This window comes from Acidianus brierleyi, from assembly GCF_003201835.2.
Taxonomy (GTDB): domain Archaea; phylum Thermoproteota; class Thermoprotei_A; order Sulfolobales; family Sulfolobaceae; genus Aramenus; species Aramenus brierleyi.
Genome location: NZ_CP029289.2, coordinates 2,666,260 through 2,684,514, shown reverse-complemented (window position 1 = coordinate 2,684,514; position 18,255 = coordinate 2,666,260). Strand labels below are relative to the sequence as shown.

The 18,255-nt window shown below is 31.7% G+C and carries 21 protein-coding genes; 12 read left to right on the top strand and 9 right to left on the bottom strand.

Features of this window, described 5'->3' with window-relative positions; genetic code table 11:
* Nucleotides 1-21 precede the first annotated feature (21 nt).
* Entirely contained in the window at nt 22-1,131 is a 1,110-nt protein-coding gene (locus DFR85_RS30365) for a cytochrome P450 (protein ID WP_168367222.1), read from the top strand.
* 233 nt (nt 1,132-1,364) lie between these two features.
* Here the strand turns inward: DFR85_RS30365 and DFR85_RS30360 are convergent, their stop codons facing one another.
* The 3 genes from DFR85_RS30360 to DFR85_RS30350 form a co-directional block, all read right to left on the bottom strand.
* A complete protein-coding gene (locus DFR85_RS30360; protein WP_110271502.1) occupies nt 1,365-1,817 on the bottom strand; it encodes a pyrimidine dimer DNA glycosylase/endonuclease V in 453 nt (150 codons plus the stop codon).
* Nucleotides 1,818-2,224: 407 nt separating this feature from the next.
* Nucleotides 2,225-3,352: an AAA family ATPase gene (locus DFR85_RS30355; protein ID WP_246252927.1), complete on the bottom strand. Its 1,128-nt coding sequence runs from the start codon at nt 3,350-3,352 to the stop codon at nt 2,225-2,227.
* 319 nt (nt 3,353-3,671) lie between these two features.
* Nucleotides 3,672-4,259, bottom strand: coding sequence for a hypothetical protein (locus tag DFR85_RS30350; protein WP_246252926.1), 588 nt, complete (start codon nt 4,257-4,259; stop codon nt 3,672-3,674).
* Nucleotides 4,260-4,625: 366 nt separating this feature from the next.
* Here DFR85_RS30350 and DFR85_RS30345 point away from each other — a divergent pair, with 366 nt between their 5' ends.
* The 5 genes from DFR85_RS30345 to DFR85_RS30335 all read left to right on the top strand — a co-directional run bounded on the left by DFR85_RS30345 (nt 4,626) and on the right by DFR85_RS30335 (nt 8,044).
* The gene (locus DFR85_RS30345) at nt 4,626-5,498 is read left to right on the top strand and encodes an NAD(P)-dependent oxidoreductase (protein WP_110271500.1); all 873 of its coding nucleotides are present in this window, start codon (nt 4,626-4,628) and stop codon (nt 5,496-5,498) included.
* Nucleotides 5,499-6,113: 615 nt separating this feature from the next.
* On the top strand, nt 6,114-6,242 hold the full coding sequence (locus DFR85_RS32170; RefSeq protein WP_281351041.1) for a hypothetical protein: 129 nt from the start codon (nt 6,114-6,116) through the stop codon (nt 6,240-6,242).
* Nucleotides 6,232-6,555 (top strand): 7-cyano-7-deazaguanine synthase, encoded by a 324-nt coding sequence (locus DFR85_RS32045; protein ID WP_246252925.1) that lies wholly within the window; start codon nt 6,232-6,234, stop codon nt 6,553-6,555. Before DFR85_RS32170 ends, DFR85_RS32045 begins: the two co-directional genes overlap by 11 nt.
* 57 nt (nt 6,556-6,612) lie before the next feature.
* Entirely contained in the window at nt 6,613-6,972 is a 360-nt protein-coding gene (locus DFR85_RS32040) for a 7-cyano-7-deazaguanine synthase (protein ID WP_349290768.1), read from the top strand.
* Between the two features lie 133 nt (nt 6,973-7,105).
* A complete protein-coding gene (locus tag DFR85_RS30335) occupies nt 7,106-8,044 on the top strand; it encodes a hypothetical protein (protein WP_246252923.1) in 939 nt (312 codons plus the stop codon).
* Between the two features lie 274 nt (nt 8,045-8,318).
* Here the strand turns inward: DFR85_RS30335 and DFR85_RS30330 are convergent, their stop codons facing one another.
* Nucleotides 8,319-8,858 carry a hypothetical protein gene (locus tag DFR85_RS30330; protein WP_110271498.1) on the bottom strand — a complete coding sequence of 180 codons (540 nt, stop codon included), beginning with the start codon at nt 8,856-8,858 and terminating at the stop codon, nt 8,319-8,321.
* A 184-nt stretch (nt 8,859-9,042) separates the two neighbouring features.
* Between DFR85_RS30330 and DFR85_RS30325 the strand changes: the two genes are divergently transcribed.
* Both DFR85_RS30325 and DFR85_RS30320 read left to right on the top strand, forming a co-directional pair.
* Nucleotides 9,043-9,780, top strand: a complete 738-nt coding sequence (locus tag DFR85_RS30325) for a DUF973 family protein (RefSeq protein ID WP_110271497.1) — start codon at nt 9,043-9,045, stop codon at nt 9,778-9,780.
* 125 nt (nt 9,781-9,905) lie between these two features.
* Nucleotides 9,906-10,382 carry a hypothetical protein gene (locus tag DFR85_RS30320; protein WP_110271496.1) on the top strand — a complete coding sequence of 159 codons (477 nt, stop codon included), beginning with the start codon at nt 9,906-9,908 and terminating at the stop codon, nt 10,380-10,382.
* Here DFR85_RS30320 and DFR85_RS30315 read toward each other — a convergent pair whose 3' ends face one another.
* From DFR85_RS30315 to DFR85_RS30305, 3 genes are read right to left on the bottom strand one after another with little or no spacing between them, the layout of a single operon-like run.
* Nucleotides 10,383-11,264 (bottom strand): ABC transporter permease, encoded by an 882-nt coding sequence (locus DFR85_RS30315; protein ID WP_110271938.1) that lies wholly within the window; start codon nt 11,262-11,264, stop codon nt 10,383-10,385.
* A complete protein-coding gene (locus DFR85_RS30310) occupies nt 11,264-12,256 on the bottom strand; it encodes an ATP-binding cassette domain-containing protein (RefSeq protein WP_110271495.1) in 993 nt (330 codons plus the stop codon). The genes DFR85_RS30315 and DFR85_RS30310 overlap by 1 nt, the downstream gene beginning before the upstream one ends.
* A complete protein-coding gene (locus DFR85_RS30305) occupies nt 12,253-12,645 on the bottom strand; it encodes a PadR family transcriptional regulator (protein WP_110271494.1) in 393 nt (130 codons plus the stop codon). Before DFR85_RS30305 ends, DFR85_RS30310 begins: the two co-directional genes overlap by 4 nt.
* An 88-nt stretch (nt 12,646-12,733) precedes the next feature.
* On the opposite strand from DFR85_RS30305, the gene DFR85_RS30300 reads away from it, so the two are divergent.
* Entirely contained in the window at nt 12,734-14,152 is a 1,419-nt protein-coding gene (locus DFR85_RS30300; protein ID WP_110271493.1) for an MFS transporter, read from the top strand.
* Here the strand turns inward: DFR85_RS30300 and DFR85_RS30295 are convergent.
* Nucleotides 14,149-14,697, bottom strand: a complete 549-nt coding sequence (locus tag DFR85_RS30295; protein WP_110271492.1) for a class I SAM-dependent methyltransferase — start codon at nt 14,695-14,697, stop codon at nt 14,149-14,151. The genes DFR85_RS30300 and DFR85_RS30295 overlap by 4 nt on opposite strands.
* A 134-nt stretch (nt 14,698-14,831) precedes the next feature.
* Here DFR85_RS30295 and DFR85_RS30290 point away from each other — a divergent pair, with 134 nt between their 5' ends.
* Nucleotides 14,832-15,608 carry a dienelactone hydrolase family protein gene (locus DFR85_RS30290; RefSeq protein ID WP_110271491.1) on the top strand — a complete coding sequence of 259 codons (777 nt, stop codon included), beginning with the start codon at nt 14,832-14,834 and terminating at the stop codon, nt 15,606-15,608.
* Complete coding sequence (locus DFR85_RS30285; protein ID WP_110271490.1) at nt 15,605-16,147, top strand: MaoC family dehydratase; 543 nt, start codon at nt 15,605-15,607, stop codon at nt 16,145-16,147. The genes DFR85_RS30290 and DFR85_RS30285 overlap by 4 nt, the downstream gene beginning before the upstream one ends.
* Here the strand turns inward: DFR85_RS30285 and DFR85_RS30280 are convergent.
* Nucleotides 16,144-16,980 carry an aldo/keto reductase gene (locus DFR85_RS30280; protein WP_110271489.1) on the bottom strand — a complete coding sequence of 279 codons (837 nt, stop codon included), beginning with the start codon at nt 16,978-16,980 and terminating at the stop codon, nt 16,144-16,146. The genes DFR85_RS30285 and DFR85_RS30280 overlap by 4 nt on opposite strands.
* Before the next feature lie 123 nt (nt 16,981-17,103).
* Here DFR85_RS30280 and DFR85_RS30275 point away from each other — a divergent pair, with 123 nt between their 5' ends.
* Nucleotides 17,104-17,856: an SDR family oxidoreductase gene (locus tag DFR85_RS30275; RefSeq protein WP_432417932.1), complete on the top strand. Its 753-nt coding sequence runs from the start codon at nt 17,104-17,106 to the stop codon at nt 17,854-17,856.
* Nucleotides 17,857-18,255 lie beyond the last annotated feature (399 nt).

The window sequence follows — 18,255 nt, the reverse complement described above, 5'->3', positions numbered from 1 at the left end:
AAGGTAAAGAGAATAGATTACATGCCATTTAATTTAGATCCACTCAACCCTTTTCCTTTTTATAGTATTATGAGAAAAAGATCTCCAGTATATTTTGATGAAAAGTCTGAAATATGGAACGTTTTTTCTTATACTGATGTAAGAAAGGTATTATGGGATTATAAGAATTTTTCATGGGAATTCGAAATGGACGGAATATTAAAAGGAACTATAATAAATTTAGATCCACCAGCTCACGATAAGTTAAGAGCATTAGTCTCTGATCCTTTTTCTCCGAATAACGTAGGTCAATTAAGCAATAGGATAAAGGATATAGTTAATGAAATTCTAAATAATGTTAAAGGTAACGAAATAGATATAATAAGTGAGTTAGCAATACCTGTTCCAGTAAGAGTAATAGCTAATTTGCTTGGCCTTCGAGAAGAAGATTTATGGAAATTTAAAGATTGGACTGACAGTCTCGTAGGAGTTAATGATTATTCTACTGATAAAATTACTGAATTGATTGAGTATCTATCAGAAATTATAGCAGAGAGAAAAACTGAACCTAAAAAAGATCTAATATCGCTACTTTTGTGTTCGACTGTTGATGGAGAAAAACTAACTGAAAAACAGTTATTAGGATTTATAGTATTACTTCTAATAGCAGGAAACGAGACTACAACTAATCTAATTGGAAACGGAGTATTGACTTTATTAGAAAATAAAAATTCATTATATGAACTTAAAAAAGATAAGCAAAAAATGACTACTACTATAGAAGAGATCCTTAGGTATAGATCTCCTGTTCAAGGAATGTTCAGAGTAGCAAAAAACGATGTAGAACTCTCTGGTAAAAAAATTAAGAAAGGTTCTGCGGTATTAGCATGGATAGGATCTGCAAATAGGGACGAAAATCAATTTCCTAATGCAGACAAGTTTATAATAGATAGGAGTCCCAATCCTCATCTAGCTTTTGGAAGCGGCGTGCATACATGTCTAGGAGCACCTTTAGCTAGACTAGAAGGTAAAATCGTTCTTAGCACACTTCTAGAAAGATTCTCAAACATGGAATTAGTTGATCAAAGATTAGAACCAATAACTAACGGTCTATTTTACGGCGTTAAAAGCCTAAAAATATACATAAGTTAATGAAGTTATTGAATTTATATCATAGTTAATAAATTTCACAGATTATATTGATATGAAGTAGATTTTTCCAATAGATAGAGGAAATATGAAGCTTTGTAATTCATTATAGTTCCAGATTCATTAATATATTTTAAATTGATGAATATTTTATAATAAGTCTTTTTTTTATTTGATATAACAAAAACTTTTCATCTGAAATCTATAGTAAGTCTGGTTCTAAATTTTAAAAAAGGCTAAACTTTTATTCTTAAATTGCTCTTTATCTTTTCCCATTTTTCCACATCTCCATCAGTAACGTAAAATATGGGATTGGTTTCGATGATAATTTCATCCTTTACTTCTTCGTACTTACTTGAATCCCTTACTCTAAGTTTTTCAAGTAGATGTTGGAATTCGTATTGTATTTGTCCCTTAGTTACTGGCATCCTAACCGTTAAATCGTATTTTATTATTTTATTTTTGTCAAAGTTATATCCTCTACTTTCTCCCTCAACGTAAACATAATATAGATAAGTCCCTATATAAAGAATAGGATCCTTAGTATTTTTGAATCTTATTAGTTGGGGATGATTCTTGTAACCTACTGTTTGCCCTAACAATACTTTTTGAGCCAGTAGACTTTCTCTCCATAAGCCCAAAAGTCCTTGAGAATCGAGATATTTGGGATGTATTGACCACAGTCTCATATGAATCAAGATTGTTGGTGTTTTAAATAATAATATAAAAAATCCTTTAATGCCCGGGTAAAACTAGTATTTTAGAAAATATTTTATTATTAAAATGAACTATAGAGAATTTAGTAAACTTATGGAAAGAAAGTATCTGGATCTGGATAAAATTGAATCTAATGACCTTCAAATACCGAAAGTCATATTTCATTTTCTTTATCCAGTTTTTAGCAGAATGCTTTAAACCTAATTTAGTAGATAGATCTGAAGGTAGTGCATACTTTCCTCTACCCATTTTTATTACAAATCCGTTAGAGTTTTTAATAATTCATTATGCATAGAATATTCCATTTCTACTTAAATAGAGAATTTATTACATGTCTAATTTCGCTTAAATTGTCTTTTTTCCTATAGTAATATTGACACTACGAGAAGGCTTTTTCAATTAATACATCAGTAGGCTTATATATTTCTCCCTCTTTTATCAAAAACGATGCCTTTACAAGATTATTTAACAGTTGCGTGAACCTCTTATCATCAATTCTCACTCCTTCCTTAGCCTCTAAGGCAATTTTAGCTTCTTTCCATTTACATCCGTTTTTATACACTGTCATTATAGTCTTATACCTTTCTTTAGCCCCTTCTCTACCTTTTAAGAAATTGTTAAATTCTTTCTTTATTAAAGAAATTGCGGTTTCAACAGTCTTGTTAAGTGCTTTTTCATGATCTTTTTCTTGAATATAGTTAAATCCGTAATATGTAAGCCAGCCAGGTATTCCTCCTAAAGTGTTTACAGCATCTTCTAATTCCCTTTCCTCAACTTTTATTTTAAATTCTTCAAATCCTTTTCTAAGGAACTCTAGCGAAGTCTCTTTACTGAAAGGAGGTACATTAACTTCTGTATAAGCCCTTCCGTAAAGGGGTGAATCAGGCTTGTCTAGCTTAAGAAAATCATAAACCATTCCTATTTCGCTACCTGTAAATATGAATCTGACCTTTAGATTATCGAAAGCGTAAGCTATTGGATATAATAAATTAACACCCTTAAGTTTTCTGAGTTCTTGTGATTCGTCAAAGATTATTATAATCCGTTCACCTTCCTTTTCTGCAATTTCTGAGAGCTTATCTAGTATCTGAGCTAATTTAATCCTCTCCTTTCCCCAGTTAAATATTACGTTTACTCCTACAAAGTTAACGCCTTTCACTCCAGCGAATACTTTCTTTAATCTTTCCGGCAGAGAGGTATTTATAGACTTTTCTAATTCTTGTATTATATCCTTATAACTAATGTAAGCAGACGACTCGAATTTTCTCAAATCAAGATATAACCAAATTCCTTTCTCCTCCTTCATCAATACCTTGACTAATGAAGATTTTCCACTCCTTCTTATTCCCAGTAAAAGGGTCATAGGATAATTTATTCCGAATCTTAACTTTTCAATTTCCTTTTCCCTATCGAAAAGGTCTTTCGGGTCTTCTTTAGGCTTTGGGTTGAATAACAGGAGATATCTCCAGTTACTGGAGACATAGCCAGTTAAAACATTTTTCTTCAAAAGAAGTTTCTGGAAAATTCGTTAATTGCCTTGTAAGTTCTTATCTTATCATCTAGCAATTTACGCTATGTAAAGTCTACCACGCCCTTAGTGACGTGGCTTCCTGCTTCAGAGCTTCATCTTGCCAGAGGGAGGAGCTTCACAGTCACTAAGAGTCGTCATACTCTATGATAGATAAAAACTTTATTTTTACGTAGATGATTTTAGGTCTACTGTATAGCACTTTTTGAGATGTCTTTCAATTAATGTAATGGAAATGGAGTGTGTTCATTGAATGATATTTTATGTGCTTTTCAAATTTCTTAAAATGCTAAACATTCTAACATCTTTCTATCTTAGGCATGTAAAGCAAACCTTCTCCAACTCTTTCGAATTCTATTACTCCTATTCTGTAAACATGATGGTCTTCAAATACCATTATCCATACTACTGGTGTCTCTTTTAGGTTAAAGCCTTGACTTAAAAACACCCAGTTATCGTTGGGAGTTGACACTGCGTCTAAACTTACTATGAAAGTTTTGTTTTCCGTATATACTGTTGAGTTCAATAACATTACCACGAAAGTTTTGGAGGAGAATCCACTATATACTGCTTGTGGTGTAATATTCGGTGAGAAGGAAGGAGGAAGATAAGTACAAGGATTTGCCCCTAATGGAATAACTCCAGTAGCAAGAAGAACTCTTCCAGAGTAATCTGGAATTCTAACCTTAATAGAAAAACTTAGGTTAAAAGATGTGCTGTTAACTCCGTAGGCGTTAACTCGAGGTGTTGTAACACTTGCAGTAAAAGTATTTCTCATCTCTTTGATGCTAGGAGGGAATATTGATGGAAAGTTGACCCAAACCAGGGAAGCTATGACTATAATGGATATTATAATGGCTAGATACGTTAGCTTTCCCATGGCCATAATCAGTAATGTATTTATAGTTGCTGAATTTAAAATTTTCTATCGTTTTTATTAGCTTTTAATACAAAATTAATTGTGCAATAAGGATTGATATAATTTATTTAACAGAGTTATCTTCTCCATCTATATTAAATTCTGAATTTATCTTTTTTCATAATAAACTTAAGTTTTTGCATTAACAGTTAAACTATTCCATATTTCACATTTAGAAATTATTATTTAGGAATAAGGTTAATTGTGAAATGAAGAATTATCGTCGTATTTAGATGAACCTTAATAGTTAGATTTTAGAAGACCTATTATCCTAGAAATCGCTGATATATTATAACTCAAAAAGTTTTATACAGAAGGAGATTACTCACTATTATGAGAATAGGTTTCATAGGTTTAGGTATTATGGGATATTCCATGGCTTCTAACTTATTAAAGGCAGGATACGAACTTACAGTATATAATAGAACAATAGAAAAGGCAGAGAAGCTAGGAAAAAGTGGAGCTAAAGTAGCATATTCTCCTAAAGAGGTAGCAGAAAATTCAGAGGTTGTTATTTCAATGGTTACGGACGCACCAGACGTAGAAGACGTTTTGTTTAGCGAAAAAGGAGTAGTGAAAAGTGGTAAAAAGGGACTTATATTTATAGATATGAGTACAAATTCACCTGAATTTGCAAAAAAGACTGCTAAAAAACTGAGTGAATACGGCATTGAGTTTCTTGATGCTCCAGTAACGGGTGGAGATAAGGGTGCCAGAGAGGGCACTCTAACTATTATGGTTGGAGGAAAGGAAAATATATTCAGACAAGTCGAACCAATATTCCAAGCTATGGGTAAAAATATTATTTATGTTGGAGAAATTGGATCAGGCCAAGCACTGAAATTATGTAATCAAGTAGTAGTATCTTTAGATATGGTTGCAGTAATCGAAAGTCTTATGCTTGCTAGATCTTTAGGGATAGATGATGAGAAATTGTTTTCAGTTCTATCTACAGGAGCAGGAAATTCTTTCACAGTCCAATACTATTTACCTAAAATCATGAAAGGAGATCTGGAACCTGGATTTAAGGCAGCGCATTTAAAGAAAGATCTAAAATACGCACTGGATACTGGAACATCTGCATCTCTCCCATTGCCTGGAACATCCTTAGCCTTACAGTTATATAATTCGATGGTGTCGCTAGGCATGGGAGAAAAGGGAACTCAAGGTTTGATAAAAGTTTATGAAAAACTCATAAAAACTTAAGTTTTTCATAAATTTAAGAATTTGTTAAGAATAATACATTAAATAATATATATGAATAAAACTATATTATATCAGAAATATTTATATTATTTTTAATATTCAAAATATCATTTAATTGATTCATTTTTAGTAATAAAAATATAAAAATTATATTATAATATTGTGTTGTTGACTGTTGAATTTTCTTAGGTACTGGACTCACTACATCAAAGTAAATTCTAAACAAGACGTTTAATTAAGAGTAAGCTTAACGTTATTTCTGAGGAAAAATTAAAGTAACCACTACAGCATTATAATATATTAATTTTTCTAAAACTCCTCGTAGAATCTATCTGTAAATTATATTGAATCTTCATAAATTGCCATTAGACTATTCTACAGTATGCAATAAACTCTCTTAGATTAATGTCAAAACTACGAAGAATAGTATAAAAGTGCCAAAGATTATTTCTGACATATTTTATCATTAACAATATTTAAAAAGGATAAAAAATAGATGTTATTTTATATAAAATGTTTAATTAATATAGAGACATTTTTTCTCTAGAATTAACATTGATCGGTATTTATTTTAGCTAAAAATATAAATATTAAAAACTACTATTTGATGAAATTATGATCTTTAAATATCTTGATATTAATTTTAATGAGATAAGCAATGACAAAAGAATAGATTCATTTGAATCTATATCGTATTACATGCCTGCTAAAGACCCGTCTAGTGAGGATAAAAATGGTAAATGACGTAATCATTCAGTTAACAGGTGGTGTAGATTCTACAGTTTTAGCGTATTATCTAAAAGATAAATATCAATTACATGCCGTATTTATTTACTATGATTATCCGCCTCAGCGTAAAGAGATTGAAATAGTGAAAGATTTAGTAAAGAATATTGACATAGAGCTTACGGTGATAGATTTTTCTTCGTACATTAAATCGTTTGATTTACCTCCTATTTCATCTATAAATTATAGGTTAAGGTATCAATATTTAATCGAAATTCTTGCTGCTTTTTCAGCTTATCCGAATTTTAATACCGTTGCTGTGGGCTGGTAAAAAGGGGAATGGGAAAGATGGAAAGCCGTCGTAGATGAAATTTCACACAGTCTTAAATTGAGTATAATTTCACCATTTTCTGAAATGAGTAAAGCTGAAGTAATAAAATTAGGTTCGGAATTAAATGTAGATTTCTCAAAAACTTGGAGTTGCATAATCTCTGGAAAAATACATTGCGGATTTTGCGTTCCTTGTAGATCTAGAAAAAGAGCATTTAACAGCATTAAAATAGAAGATCCTACAAATTATTACTATAATATTGATCCTAACCAAATAGACGAGCTTGTTAAAAAACTGAGCTTTGAGGAACTGTATGAGAAATATTTGAAACCTTTTCTTCAATATACTGCAGAATATCCGAAAGAGTTTGTAGACAATTATGTAAATATTATGAAGAAATGTGGTGCTAAGCATTAATCAGAAAAGTAGCGTTATGGTGTTTAGATCAATCTTTTCCCTCTTTACAGGATTTATGAGTTTTTCATTTATTGCCTTGATGAAAATTTACGGTTTGAATAGCTTTCAAGTAGGACTCGTATTAACTTTAATAATGATAACGCAATCGATTTCTTATATAGTGCTTATTATTTTCTCAATAGGGAGAAACATAGTTGTTTCAGCAATAATGGAAGTATTAATAGGATTATCTTTACTCTTTTTTAAGAATGTTTACAGTTTTCTTTCAGCAGCAATACTTATGGGTGTATCCAACGCTATATTCTCGTCTGTTATAATACTTCAAAAAGATTTCGTGAGGAAGGATTACTCTATCTTAATGACATTAACTTCGCTATTAAATATATTAGGAATAGGATTATTTTACTTGAGATCTTTTATTAATTTCGATATTATTCTATTTGCAGTGATTTTGGCTTTGATTTCAAATGTAATAATCTCACTTAAAATTAAATATGAAGAGCCAAAGGGAACTTTAAGAGAATTATTTCGATTAAAATCAATATGGATCATATTTCCATTGAAATTCTTTGCTGCTATGAGGAGAGTTTTAGTAGTAAGTTACATTCCTTTAATTCTCCTCTCAGTTTTTTCAACTTATCCTCCGGGAAAAATAAGCCTTTATTTAGCGTTTTTTCAAATTCCTCTCATTTTGTTTCTCTATATAGGGCATAAAATAAGCAATAAGGTATATATTATTATGACAATAATGGAGTTCTTCCTGTTTTTACTCTTATCTGTATTTTATAACATTTCCATTTTCGTATTTTTATCAATAATATTATTAGCCAATGCTACAGCTTATCTACGAGCACCGGCAGTAGAGGAAACTGTTGTAAAATTATTGCGCTTTAACACTAAACTTTCAGCTTTTTCCCACTTGACGGATATGGTATTCTTAACGTTATCTTCTATTTTATTTTCGTTGTTGATAAAATTCCATTTATATTATGTTATGTTTGTATTAGCTGGTTTAGCGTCATTCTTGCAAAGTATTATGATCTTCAGGATAATGGCCAATCATAGTAAGTGAAGATAACAATTTTGTTTCTAATTTAATAATCTTTTCGTTATTTGCAGTAATCAATTCTGTTAGAATCAGAAGAATAATTTCATATTCAACTGATAAGAACTTTTTCATTTCTCTCAATTCATCCTCTACTTTATGTAATGCATTATCTAAGATAAGTGTTAAATAAGTCAACGCTTTGCTCTCTAAAATGCTTATTTCTCCTTATTGCGTGAATATGAATTTTTAATGTTGATATATAAACTACCTTTATTTATCCTTCTCTATTATTCATATTCTACTTTCGTCTAAAATGTCCTACTATTGCCAAAACTATACCTGCTATGATTAATAAAATTGATAAGAGGAAAAGCACTCCCATTATAAAGATCTTTACAGCTGAACCGATTAGTAGGTGGAAAAAATTAGCGTCATTACTAGGTAAATATTCGAGTTTATAATTAACTATTATTGGCTTTGAATAAGTATTTATGATTGTTATATTTCCACTGTATGACGGAACGAAAGTATATGACCTAGAAACTATTCTTATTGAGCTATTAGAAAAAGGTTTTATGAACATGGTAGAATTAAGAGCATTAGAAGGTATTCCAACTATTTTAAGGTAAGAAGCATTAGTGTAATAAATGCATACAGCGCTACCATTAGCAGTATATTTTAATGTAATTGATGAATTGTGATCAAGATATGCTTGGTGAAGATCTGAAGGAAAAGCAGTAATGCTTCTTGCATATTCGTAAAAATTAAGATAATCAAAACTTCCTATTATTACTCCAATTATCAATAGTATAAGACCTAATTTTACTAAAGATTTCATAAAAATATTGTGGATATGGGAAATAAAAATCTTTTCGTATTATAACTGAAAAATATCTGACATAAGGATAAAAATCTAACTGACTAACTTTCTAAAGTAAAAATTCTCTTATATTAAAATAAGTTCTAGGAAAGTTCATAAAAACTATGATAAAGTATATAAATATGAGATTGGAAATAGATTTATGAGCTATAATAATCCAAATCTTCCAAACAATCAGAATAATTATCAAAAAGATAGAGAAGCATTAAGCAAAATAAGACTATACGCACTTCTGCAGATTGTAACAATAATAATAGGTATAGTTGGAAGTATAGCCTTAATTGCAACAATAATTCCCACTTTACTCCTATCTTCTGCAGTTCCTAGCAATCTAGTTGTATTATTGACACCTATTATTGGTATTTTAATTGGGCTAACTATACTACTCCTTATAATTAGTATTGTATCCATATTACAACTAAGAAAAGGATATGGAATATTGAAAACACTCTCTTCTGATTTTAGTCCCCCATTTACTGGGACAACGTTGATATTGATAGCTATTCCACTGATTATCTTAGGTTTAATAGTTCTAGCATTAACTATAGTTCCAATAATTCCTCTTATTGTAAAACATCCACACACTGTTCCTTCTAATATTTTGCCGTCTATTGCATTAGGATTAATAATAATTGTTATAGCAGGAATAATGGCTTTGATAGGAGATATATTATATTCAATTGTAGGTAGCTTTAATTTAAGTAAAAGATACGGAGAGGAAGGATTTAAAACTGCGGGTTATCTTTTCATAATAGCTTTAGTATTATCATTATTTAACAGTTTATCTCAAATCTTTGTATTTATATCTTCTATTCTATATTTTATAGGTATAATATTGATTTATACTTCCGCTGGCAATGTACTAAAGAGATTACAGTAAAAATATAATGATGGCCAGGAAGCTCAGATGTTCTTTTATATTTTTCATTTAAGTTTTATGATAAATTTACTAAAATTGAAAGTCAAAAATTAAATTTATTTTTAATTGCCCATAAATATCTTTCAATGGATCTATCAAAGGAAATTTTCAGTTCAGATGTTATTGATAAAATAAAAGACCAACCCAATTTAATTACTCAACTAGTAGAATTACTTTCGAGTAATGATAAAGACGTTAAGCATAAAGCCTGGGAAATTCTTCAGAAATTAATAGAAAACAATGTTATTAAAGATAAGAATCTCATAATAGATTTACTTTGTTATAAGGATGAAGGAAGTAGATATAGAGTATGGAATTTCGTACCAAAAATGATAGAAATGAAAATAATAAATGAAAATGATATAAAAAGTAGCAAACAATGTCTTTTTCAAATGCTCACTACGGATAATATTGATGTAAGAGCTTTAACCTGGTATTCTACTTTACCTCAAGTACTCCCTTACTTAAATAAAGATGAGATATATCAGTATTTAAAATACTGTAAAGATCTTCTTAATTCATCATGGAAGGACATAATAGAAGAAACTTGTCAAGAATTCTGACTATTCTGAAAGATATTTCCAGGATAATATTATACCTATTGCTGATAGTATAATTGCGAACATTCCTAGGTAAATAAAGTCAATTGTTAAACTACTTGGTATCCCTAATAACATATTTCTTATTGCTTCATTAGAGTAGGTAAGAGGATTTATTTCGGCTATTGGTTTTAGCCAGCTTGGCATTGCGCTTATAGGATAGAATGCATTGCTTGTGAACAATAAAGGTAAGTTTAGTAAGTTCATTATAGCCATTTGTGATTCCCAACTGGTAGCTCTTATTGCTAACATTATGAAAAGTGCTGAAAGACCTAGTGACATTAAGAACAATGCGGAATATGCTCCCAAGAAATCCATGACATTTATCCCTGGAGCGAATGTCATCCCTAGTAAAGTTGCGGCTACTAAAACTATAGTAGCTTGAACTAATGATCTTATAACTGAGGACATTACTTTGCTCATAATTATACTTCCTCTTGGTATTGGAGTTGTTAGTAATCTATCTAGAAATCCTAGTCTCCTATCCCAGACTACTGACATTCCGCTCTGCATTGATGTAAATAAAGTTATGAAAGATAACATTCCAGCTGCTAGAAAAGAGAAGTAATCAGTAGTTCCAAAAGTCGCCTTTAGAACTTCTTGGCCTATCTGATCTAGAACTTCCTTAGGAACTACTAATCCTGGTATTGAGATGGCTGTTCCAGTAAATATCTTTCCTAAATTCATGGATTTTCCGAAGAGTACTATCCAAAATATGGGTTGAATTAATGATAATAGTAGTATTACTGGAGCTTTATACCATTTCTTAAGTTCCCTATTAGTTAATGTCCAAAATCCATGAAATATCGACTTATTTCTTTTTTCTTCCTCTATTTTTTCTTCCATCATGATCTCGCCCTCCTCATGGTTCTCATTAATCCAAAAGCCTCTTCTGAACTAGATTGTTCGTCTCTCAGGCTCTTTCCAGTATATTCCATATAAACTTCGTCCATAGTAGGTTGGGAAATAGATAATCTAATAACCTTTATATTATTCTTTACTAAAGTTTCCATTATTTTTGGAGCAATCTCCTCTCCGTTTTTCACCTTCATCCTTATTTGTGAATCCCTATTTTTAATTTCCAGGATACCGTCTATTTCTGAGAGCGTTTTAATTGCTTTTTCAATATCATTGACCTCTACTGTAACCATATCTCCTCCAATACTCTCCTTAAGTTCTTTAGGACTTCCAATCTTTATTATCTTTCCTCTATCTATTATAGCAATTCTATCACAATACATATCGGCTTCTTCAAGGTAATGAGTAGTTACAAAGATAGTCATGTCAAATTCTTTCTTTAATTTCATAACATACGTCCATATAGCGTTTCTAGTTTGAGCATCTAAGCCTAGTGTAGGTTCATCCAGGAAAAGTACTGCAGGCCTGCTTATTAATGACATAGCAATTTCTAATCTTCTTCTCATTCCACCGGAATAACTGGAAACTTTTCTTTTTGCAGCTTGAGTTAATTCTACCATTTTAAGAAGTTCTTCAGCTTTTTCTTTTGCAACACTGTTAGGTATGCCGTAAACTCCAGCCATAAACATCATGTTATCCCACCCTGTTAGATCTTCGTCAGCAGTATATTCTTGGGGTACGACACCTATGGATTGCCTTACTAAAGAAGGATTTTTAATTATATCATAACCGTTAACAATAGCCGTTCCCTCAGTAGGCTTTAAGACTGTTGTTAACATTTTTATTGTTGTGCTTTTTCCAGCTCCGTTCGGGCCCAGAAATCCGAATATTTCTCCTTTTTCTACATCAAAGTTTATATGATCTACTGCTGTAAAATTTCCAAATTTTTTAGTTAAATTTATTGCTTTAATTTCGCTCATTCTATCAGCCTCTCTAACCTATCCTTTGCCTTGATTAGCCTATTTTTATACGGTAGTAAGTTATCCTTTCCCATATCTTCAAAGAAGTCCATTAAGCTTTCTAATTCTTCTACTCCAGTTTCTACACTACCCTTATATCTTGGTGGAAGAAAATCACTTATTTCCTCTATACCTTTTTGTGTAATTTCATAAATTCCATTCTCTTTTCTTGTTATTTCTCCATCCTTCTCCAAAGTTGATAATAAAGGATATATTGAGCCGGGCGATGGTTTCCACCAACCCCACGTCATTTTCGATATATCGTCAATTATATCAATTCCCCTTTTTGGGGATTGACTGAGAAGCCAGAGAACAAGGAATTTTAACCTACCTTTTTGGTAGCTCATCATAATATCGATTTCGATAGTAAGAAATATAAAACTATCTATATTTTTTTGATTAAAAACATTTAAGTTAGAGTTTATAAAATAGAAGGATATGGATAAGAGATCCTTAGTTCTAACTGTGGTTGTTCTGGGTGTATTAATGGGAGCCGTAGATTCTACAATTGTCATATTAGCTTTGCCTACAATAGTACAGAGTCTTCATTCAAATTTATTTACAATGATATGGATTATTCTGATTTACCTTCTGGAAATAGCTGTGTTAACTACACAGTTAGGTAGATTAGGAGACTCTTACGGTAGAGCTAAAATTTACAATCTAGGTTTCATAGTATTTACAATAGGATCGGCATTGTGTGGAGCTTCACCAACAGCCTATTTCCTTATAGGCTCAAGAGGAATTCAAGCCGTAGGAGCTTCAATGATGCAAGCAAATAGCGGTGCCATAGTTTCTGACTATTTCCCTCCTAACGTAAGAGGAAGGGCATTTGGTTTCACGTCCATCGGATGGAACGTTGGAGCAATTTTAGGAATAGTTTTAGGAGGAATAATAACTACTTTCATAGGATGGAGATACATATTTTACATAAATGTTCCTATTGGTATAATTGCAGCAATAGTAGGACTAAGAGTAGTTAAAGACGTCAATAAAATTAAAAGCAAAGTTGACATTCCAGGATTAGTCTTATTTGGAACTTCTTTATCCCTAATAACTTATGGAAGCGCTGATATAGCAGGAGAAGGAGTGGTTCTTAAGAACGAACTCATGATAATAATAGGGATTCTATTACTTGTTCCATTTGTTCTTATAGAAAGAAAAACTAAGTTTCCTTTAATAGATCTAAAGGTATTCAGAAATAGAGTTTTAACCTCGTCTTTATTAGCATCATTTTTCCAAAGTACCGGATATTTAGCTACTGCTTTTTTACTCATAATGTATTTACAAGGAATAAGAGGTCTTACTCCATTTAATGCGTCATTATTGCTAATACCGGGATATATATTGGCGAGCATGGTAGGACCTTTTGCTGGAAGGCTTTCAGATAAGATAGGGGCTAGGATTCCAGCAACGCTCGGAATAGGTCTAATGGCCATAGTAGCTGCGTATTATGCGACTCAACTCACCTTAGTAACGCCTTATATTGACATTATCTTGATTTCCGTAGTGGGAGGTTTAGGCTCATCGTTGTTTTTCCCAGCTAATAATAGTGCAGTTATGGCAAACACTCCTAAAAAACTATACGGAGGAATTTCAGGGATTCTAAGAACCCTGGGAAATACTGGAATACTTCTAAGTTACGTAATAACGATAACCGTAGCCTCATTAGCCGTACCTAGATATGTAGCTTTTGAGGTATTCTTAGGAACTTCCAATCTAATTGGAGGAGTAGCATCTAAGTTCCTTATAGGCTTGCACGCAGCTTTCCTCGTATCTATAGGAATTTTAGCAGTTGCAGCAATACTTTCAGCAATAAGAGGAAAAGAAGTTAGAGCAAATACAATAGAAATCTAACGCTTGTTTAATACAACCCATGCACTAAATCTAGAAACCCCTCTTTTTTCTATATACTCAAATAATGAGAAAAATTCTTCTGCTGAAATACCTCTAGGATCCTTTCCCCTACCTCTTCTTATCGTTACTAAAGCTCTACCTCCAGGCTTAAGAACTCTTTCTATTTCCTTAGCCAATTCCTTATGTAGTACAGTGCAACAAAGAACGTCCTTAGAAAGTAAAAAATCTATAGATGAAGAAGGAATAAAGCTTAAATCTCTCGATAAAAAAGTCTCAACGTTTTTTATACCCTTCTTTTTTAACTTATCTTCTAAAGCTTGAATTGACTTTCTATCAGAATCTACAGCATAAACCATACCTTTTTCACCTACTAAATATGCTAAAGGAATAGTGTAGAACCCCGGACCGCAACCATGATCCAAAACTGTCATTCCTTTTTTCACAAAAGGACTTAAAGTTCTGTAAGGGTTTTCAAAGAGTTTCCTAATGGGCATTGACAATATAAAAGGGGGAATATGTCTATCATCCACTTGCATAACTGTCATAATATTATATAAAGCGTCTCTAGGTTATTAAGTTTTTATTATATGTATTTTCCTAAAATAATAAAAATAAAAAATATTTACTTATATTCACAAATTGTAGATAAGTTTAAAAAAAATTAGAATAAAAGTCTCATATGTCACAGATAACTTCTTCAGAAGTAGCAATAAGGGGAGATAGAGAAATTAAGGAATATGTAGCTAGCCCAGAAAATCCCAAAGCAGGTATAATAGTTATTCATGAAATATGGGGATTAAATGACAACATAAAAGATATAGTTAATAGATTTGCTAAAGAAGGCTATTATGTTGTAGCTCCACATCTTTATTCCCAGGATTTTATGAATGAAGAAAATATTAAAAGTACAATGACGAAATTCTGGTCAATTCCTGCAGAAAAGAGGGGAGACGAAATATACATTCAAAAAGTATATGAGAGTTCTACAGACGTTCAAAAAAAGATTATAGACGTTTTAGTAATGAATAGAGAAAATACTATGAAACAGATGATAAAAGATTTAGTTTCAGTATATTCAAATCTAAAAAATACATTAAACAAGAAGATAGGAGCAATAGGATTCTGTATGGGCGGAGGATTAGCTTTTGAGTTAGCTACGGAAGTAGAATTAGATGCGGTTACAGTATTTTACGGAGCAAATCCCAATCCCTTAGAGAAAATTTCAAAAATAAAGGGTCCAATACTAGGTATCTATGCAGGAGAGGATAGAAACATCGACTCAGGTTTACCGGATCTATTAAAGGCAATAATAGAATATAAGAAAGACCTGGAACTCAAGATTTATCCGGGAACACAACACGCTTTCTTTAATGACAGGGGTCCAGTTTATAATAAAGACGCTGCTGAAGATGCGTGGAATAGGACAATTAGATTCTTCTCCAGGTGGCTTTCATGAGCCTAGAATGCTTTTTAGCTTGGACAGAACTCTTAGAAAATATAGAAAAAACAAATCCAGAAAAGAAAAATGATCCACCACCTTCAGGACCGTTTTTTGACGATTTTAAAGTAGGTATGAAATTTAAGAGTAAAATAGGAAGAACAATAACAGACGTCGATAATATATGGTTTACTCTATTAACAAATAATAACAATCAAATTCATTTTAATAAAGATTATGTGGAGAAATTTTATTCTGAAAAGCCATTTGAAGGAAAATTGGTAGTTAATGGTTTCTTAACTTTAGCAATAGCTGCAGGTCTTCTCATAGAATACACAAGTAGCATGGGATTCATGTTAGGCATAGATAATGTTAAATTTGTGCATCCGGTTTTCCCTGGAGATACTCTCTACTCCGAGGCAGAGGTAATAGAAGTTAGAGAATCAAAAAGCATGCCACAATACGGTATCATAAAAATTAGAACTGAAGGATACAATCAAAAAGGGGAGAAGGTTATAGAATTTGATAGAGCCTTTATGGTTCCTAAAAAGACTTAGAAATATTTCTCAAGATTTTCAATCTCCTCTGGAGAAAGTCTCCATCCTACTGCGTCTAAATTTTCTTTTACATGAACGGGATTTGATGCCCTTGGTATTGGAAAAGTATTATCATGCTTACTTATTATCCAATTTAGCGCTATTTGAGCAAAAGTTCTTTCGCCGTGATTCTTTCTTATTAGATCTACTGCATCGGAAGGGAACTGTTTTGCTAACCTTCCATGACCAAGAGGATAATAACATATAACGGCGATTTTGTTTTCTTTAGCATATGGTATTATGTCATTCTCTATTCTTCTATCAACTAAACTATAAGGCATTTGAATGGACGATATTTCGTATTTTTTAAGAGAATTCTGTGCCTTTTTCAATTGTTCCAAGTTAAAATTACTAACTCCTATAAATCTAATTATGCCATCATCCACTAGTTTCTCCATAGCTCTCATTGATTCCTCTATAGGCACTGTTCTTGAAGGAAAATGTATTTGATAAAGATCTATATATTTTGTCTTCAGTCTCTTTAGGCTATTTTTTGAAGCCTTAATCAGTGAATTATATTTTAGATGTGAAGGCCAAACTTTAGTCGCTATAAACAACTTTTCCCTATCGTAATCCTTTATTGCTTCTGCAACTAAATCTTCAGTATTATAAAGCTCAGCAGTATCTATAAAATTTATACCACCTTCCAATCCGGTTCTTAATGCTTGTATCCTTCTTTCCTTGGAAGGAGTTATCCCAATTCTTGAAAGGACTATCCATTGAGGATCGTAATATGTTCCCATACCTATTACTGATACTTTTACTCCTGTTTTTCCGAAATCTCTAAACTCCATAAAGTAAGGTTATTTTTTAAACATTTAACTGAGATTATCTAAAGTTAGAATACATCTCCAAGAATGAATAAAAACTAGAAATTCAATAAAGAATATATTGTTGTTGAATGAGAGTTTAATATGATTCTAGATCTATCTGGTAAAGTAGCTATCGTAACTGGATCTGGAAGAGGGATAGGTAGAAGTGTAGCTATAAGGTTAGCTAAAGAAGGCGTTAAAGTTATGGTAAATGCAAAAAAGGGAGTGGAGGAAGCTAAGGAAACATTAGAGCTTATTGAAAAAACTGGGGGAGAAGGAGAAATCTCTATTGCAGACGTATCTACCAGAGAAGGTTGTAGAAAACTAAAGGAAGATACGATTAAAAAATTTGGAAAAATAGATATTTTGATAAATAATGCGGGTCTAGGATTATATTCCTATTTTATTGAAGCAGACGATAAGATGATAGAAAAGCAATTAGATGTAACATTAAAATCAGTTATATTCTGCTCTCAAGAGATAGGGAAAGAGTTGGATAAAGAAGGAAGCATAATTAATATCTCTTCAATAGCAGGTTTGATACCAGCAAGGGGTCTTTCAATATACGGTGCAGCAAAAGCAGGTATAATATCCTTAACAAGATCCATGGCAGTGGAACTTTCTCCCGTTAGAGTTAATGCCATTGCGCCAGGAGTAGTAAAAACCAAAATGGGAGATAGTCTACTCAATATTTATAAAAGAAGTGAGGAAGATTTCTCCAAAGAGAAAACTCTATTAGGAAGAATAGTTGAGCCTGATGAAATAGCCGAAATTATTGCGACTATTCTAAAAATACCTACTATTACAGGCCAGGTAATAGTAATAGATTCTGGAGAATCATTACTTGGAATCTTATAATCAATAATGAAAGGCAAGATTTGTCGTTCGCTAGTACTTTCAGAAAGTCTATAGCTTTTATCTTAAGGATTTACCGTTAAATTCTAGTCTAAGAACTTTCAGTAAATACTAGCGTTATCGTTATTTTCCATAATCATTGATAATCATCCATGCATCAATGACTGAAAGTGAAGCTACTAGATAATGGGAGTGCATCTATATCGTTTATCGATGCACTTGAATGACTTATAACTTACCTTATAGGAATTATACTGTCTGTTTTAGGATTATTCATGACAATTAGAACAAACAACTTTTCTTTGTGAACATTATTATATATTTTGTATAATACAAAAACAGATCATAATTGGGAAAATCATAGGATCGTATTAAGTTAATTACAGATATTTGTAAAAAGTT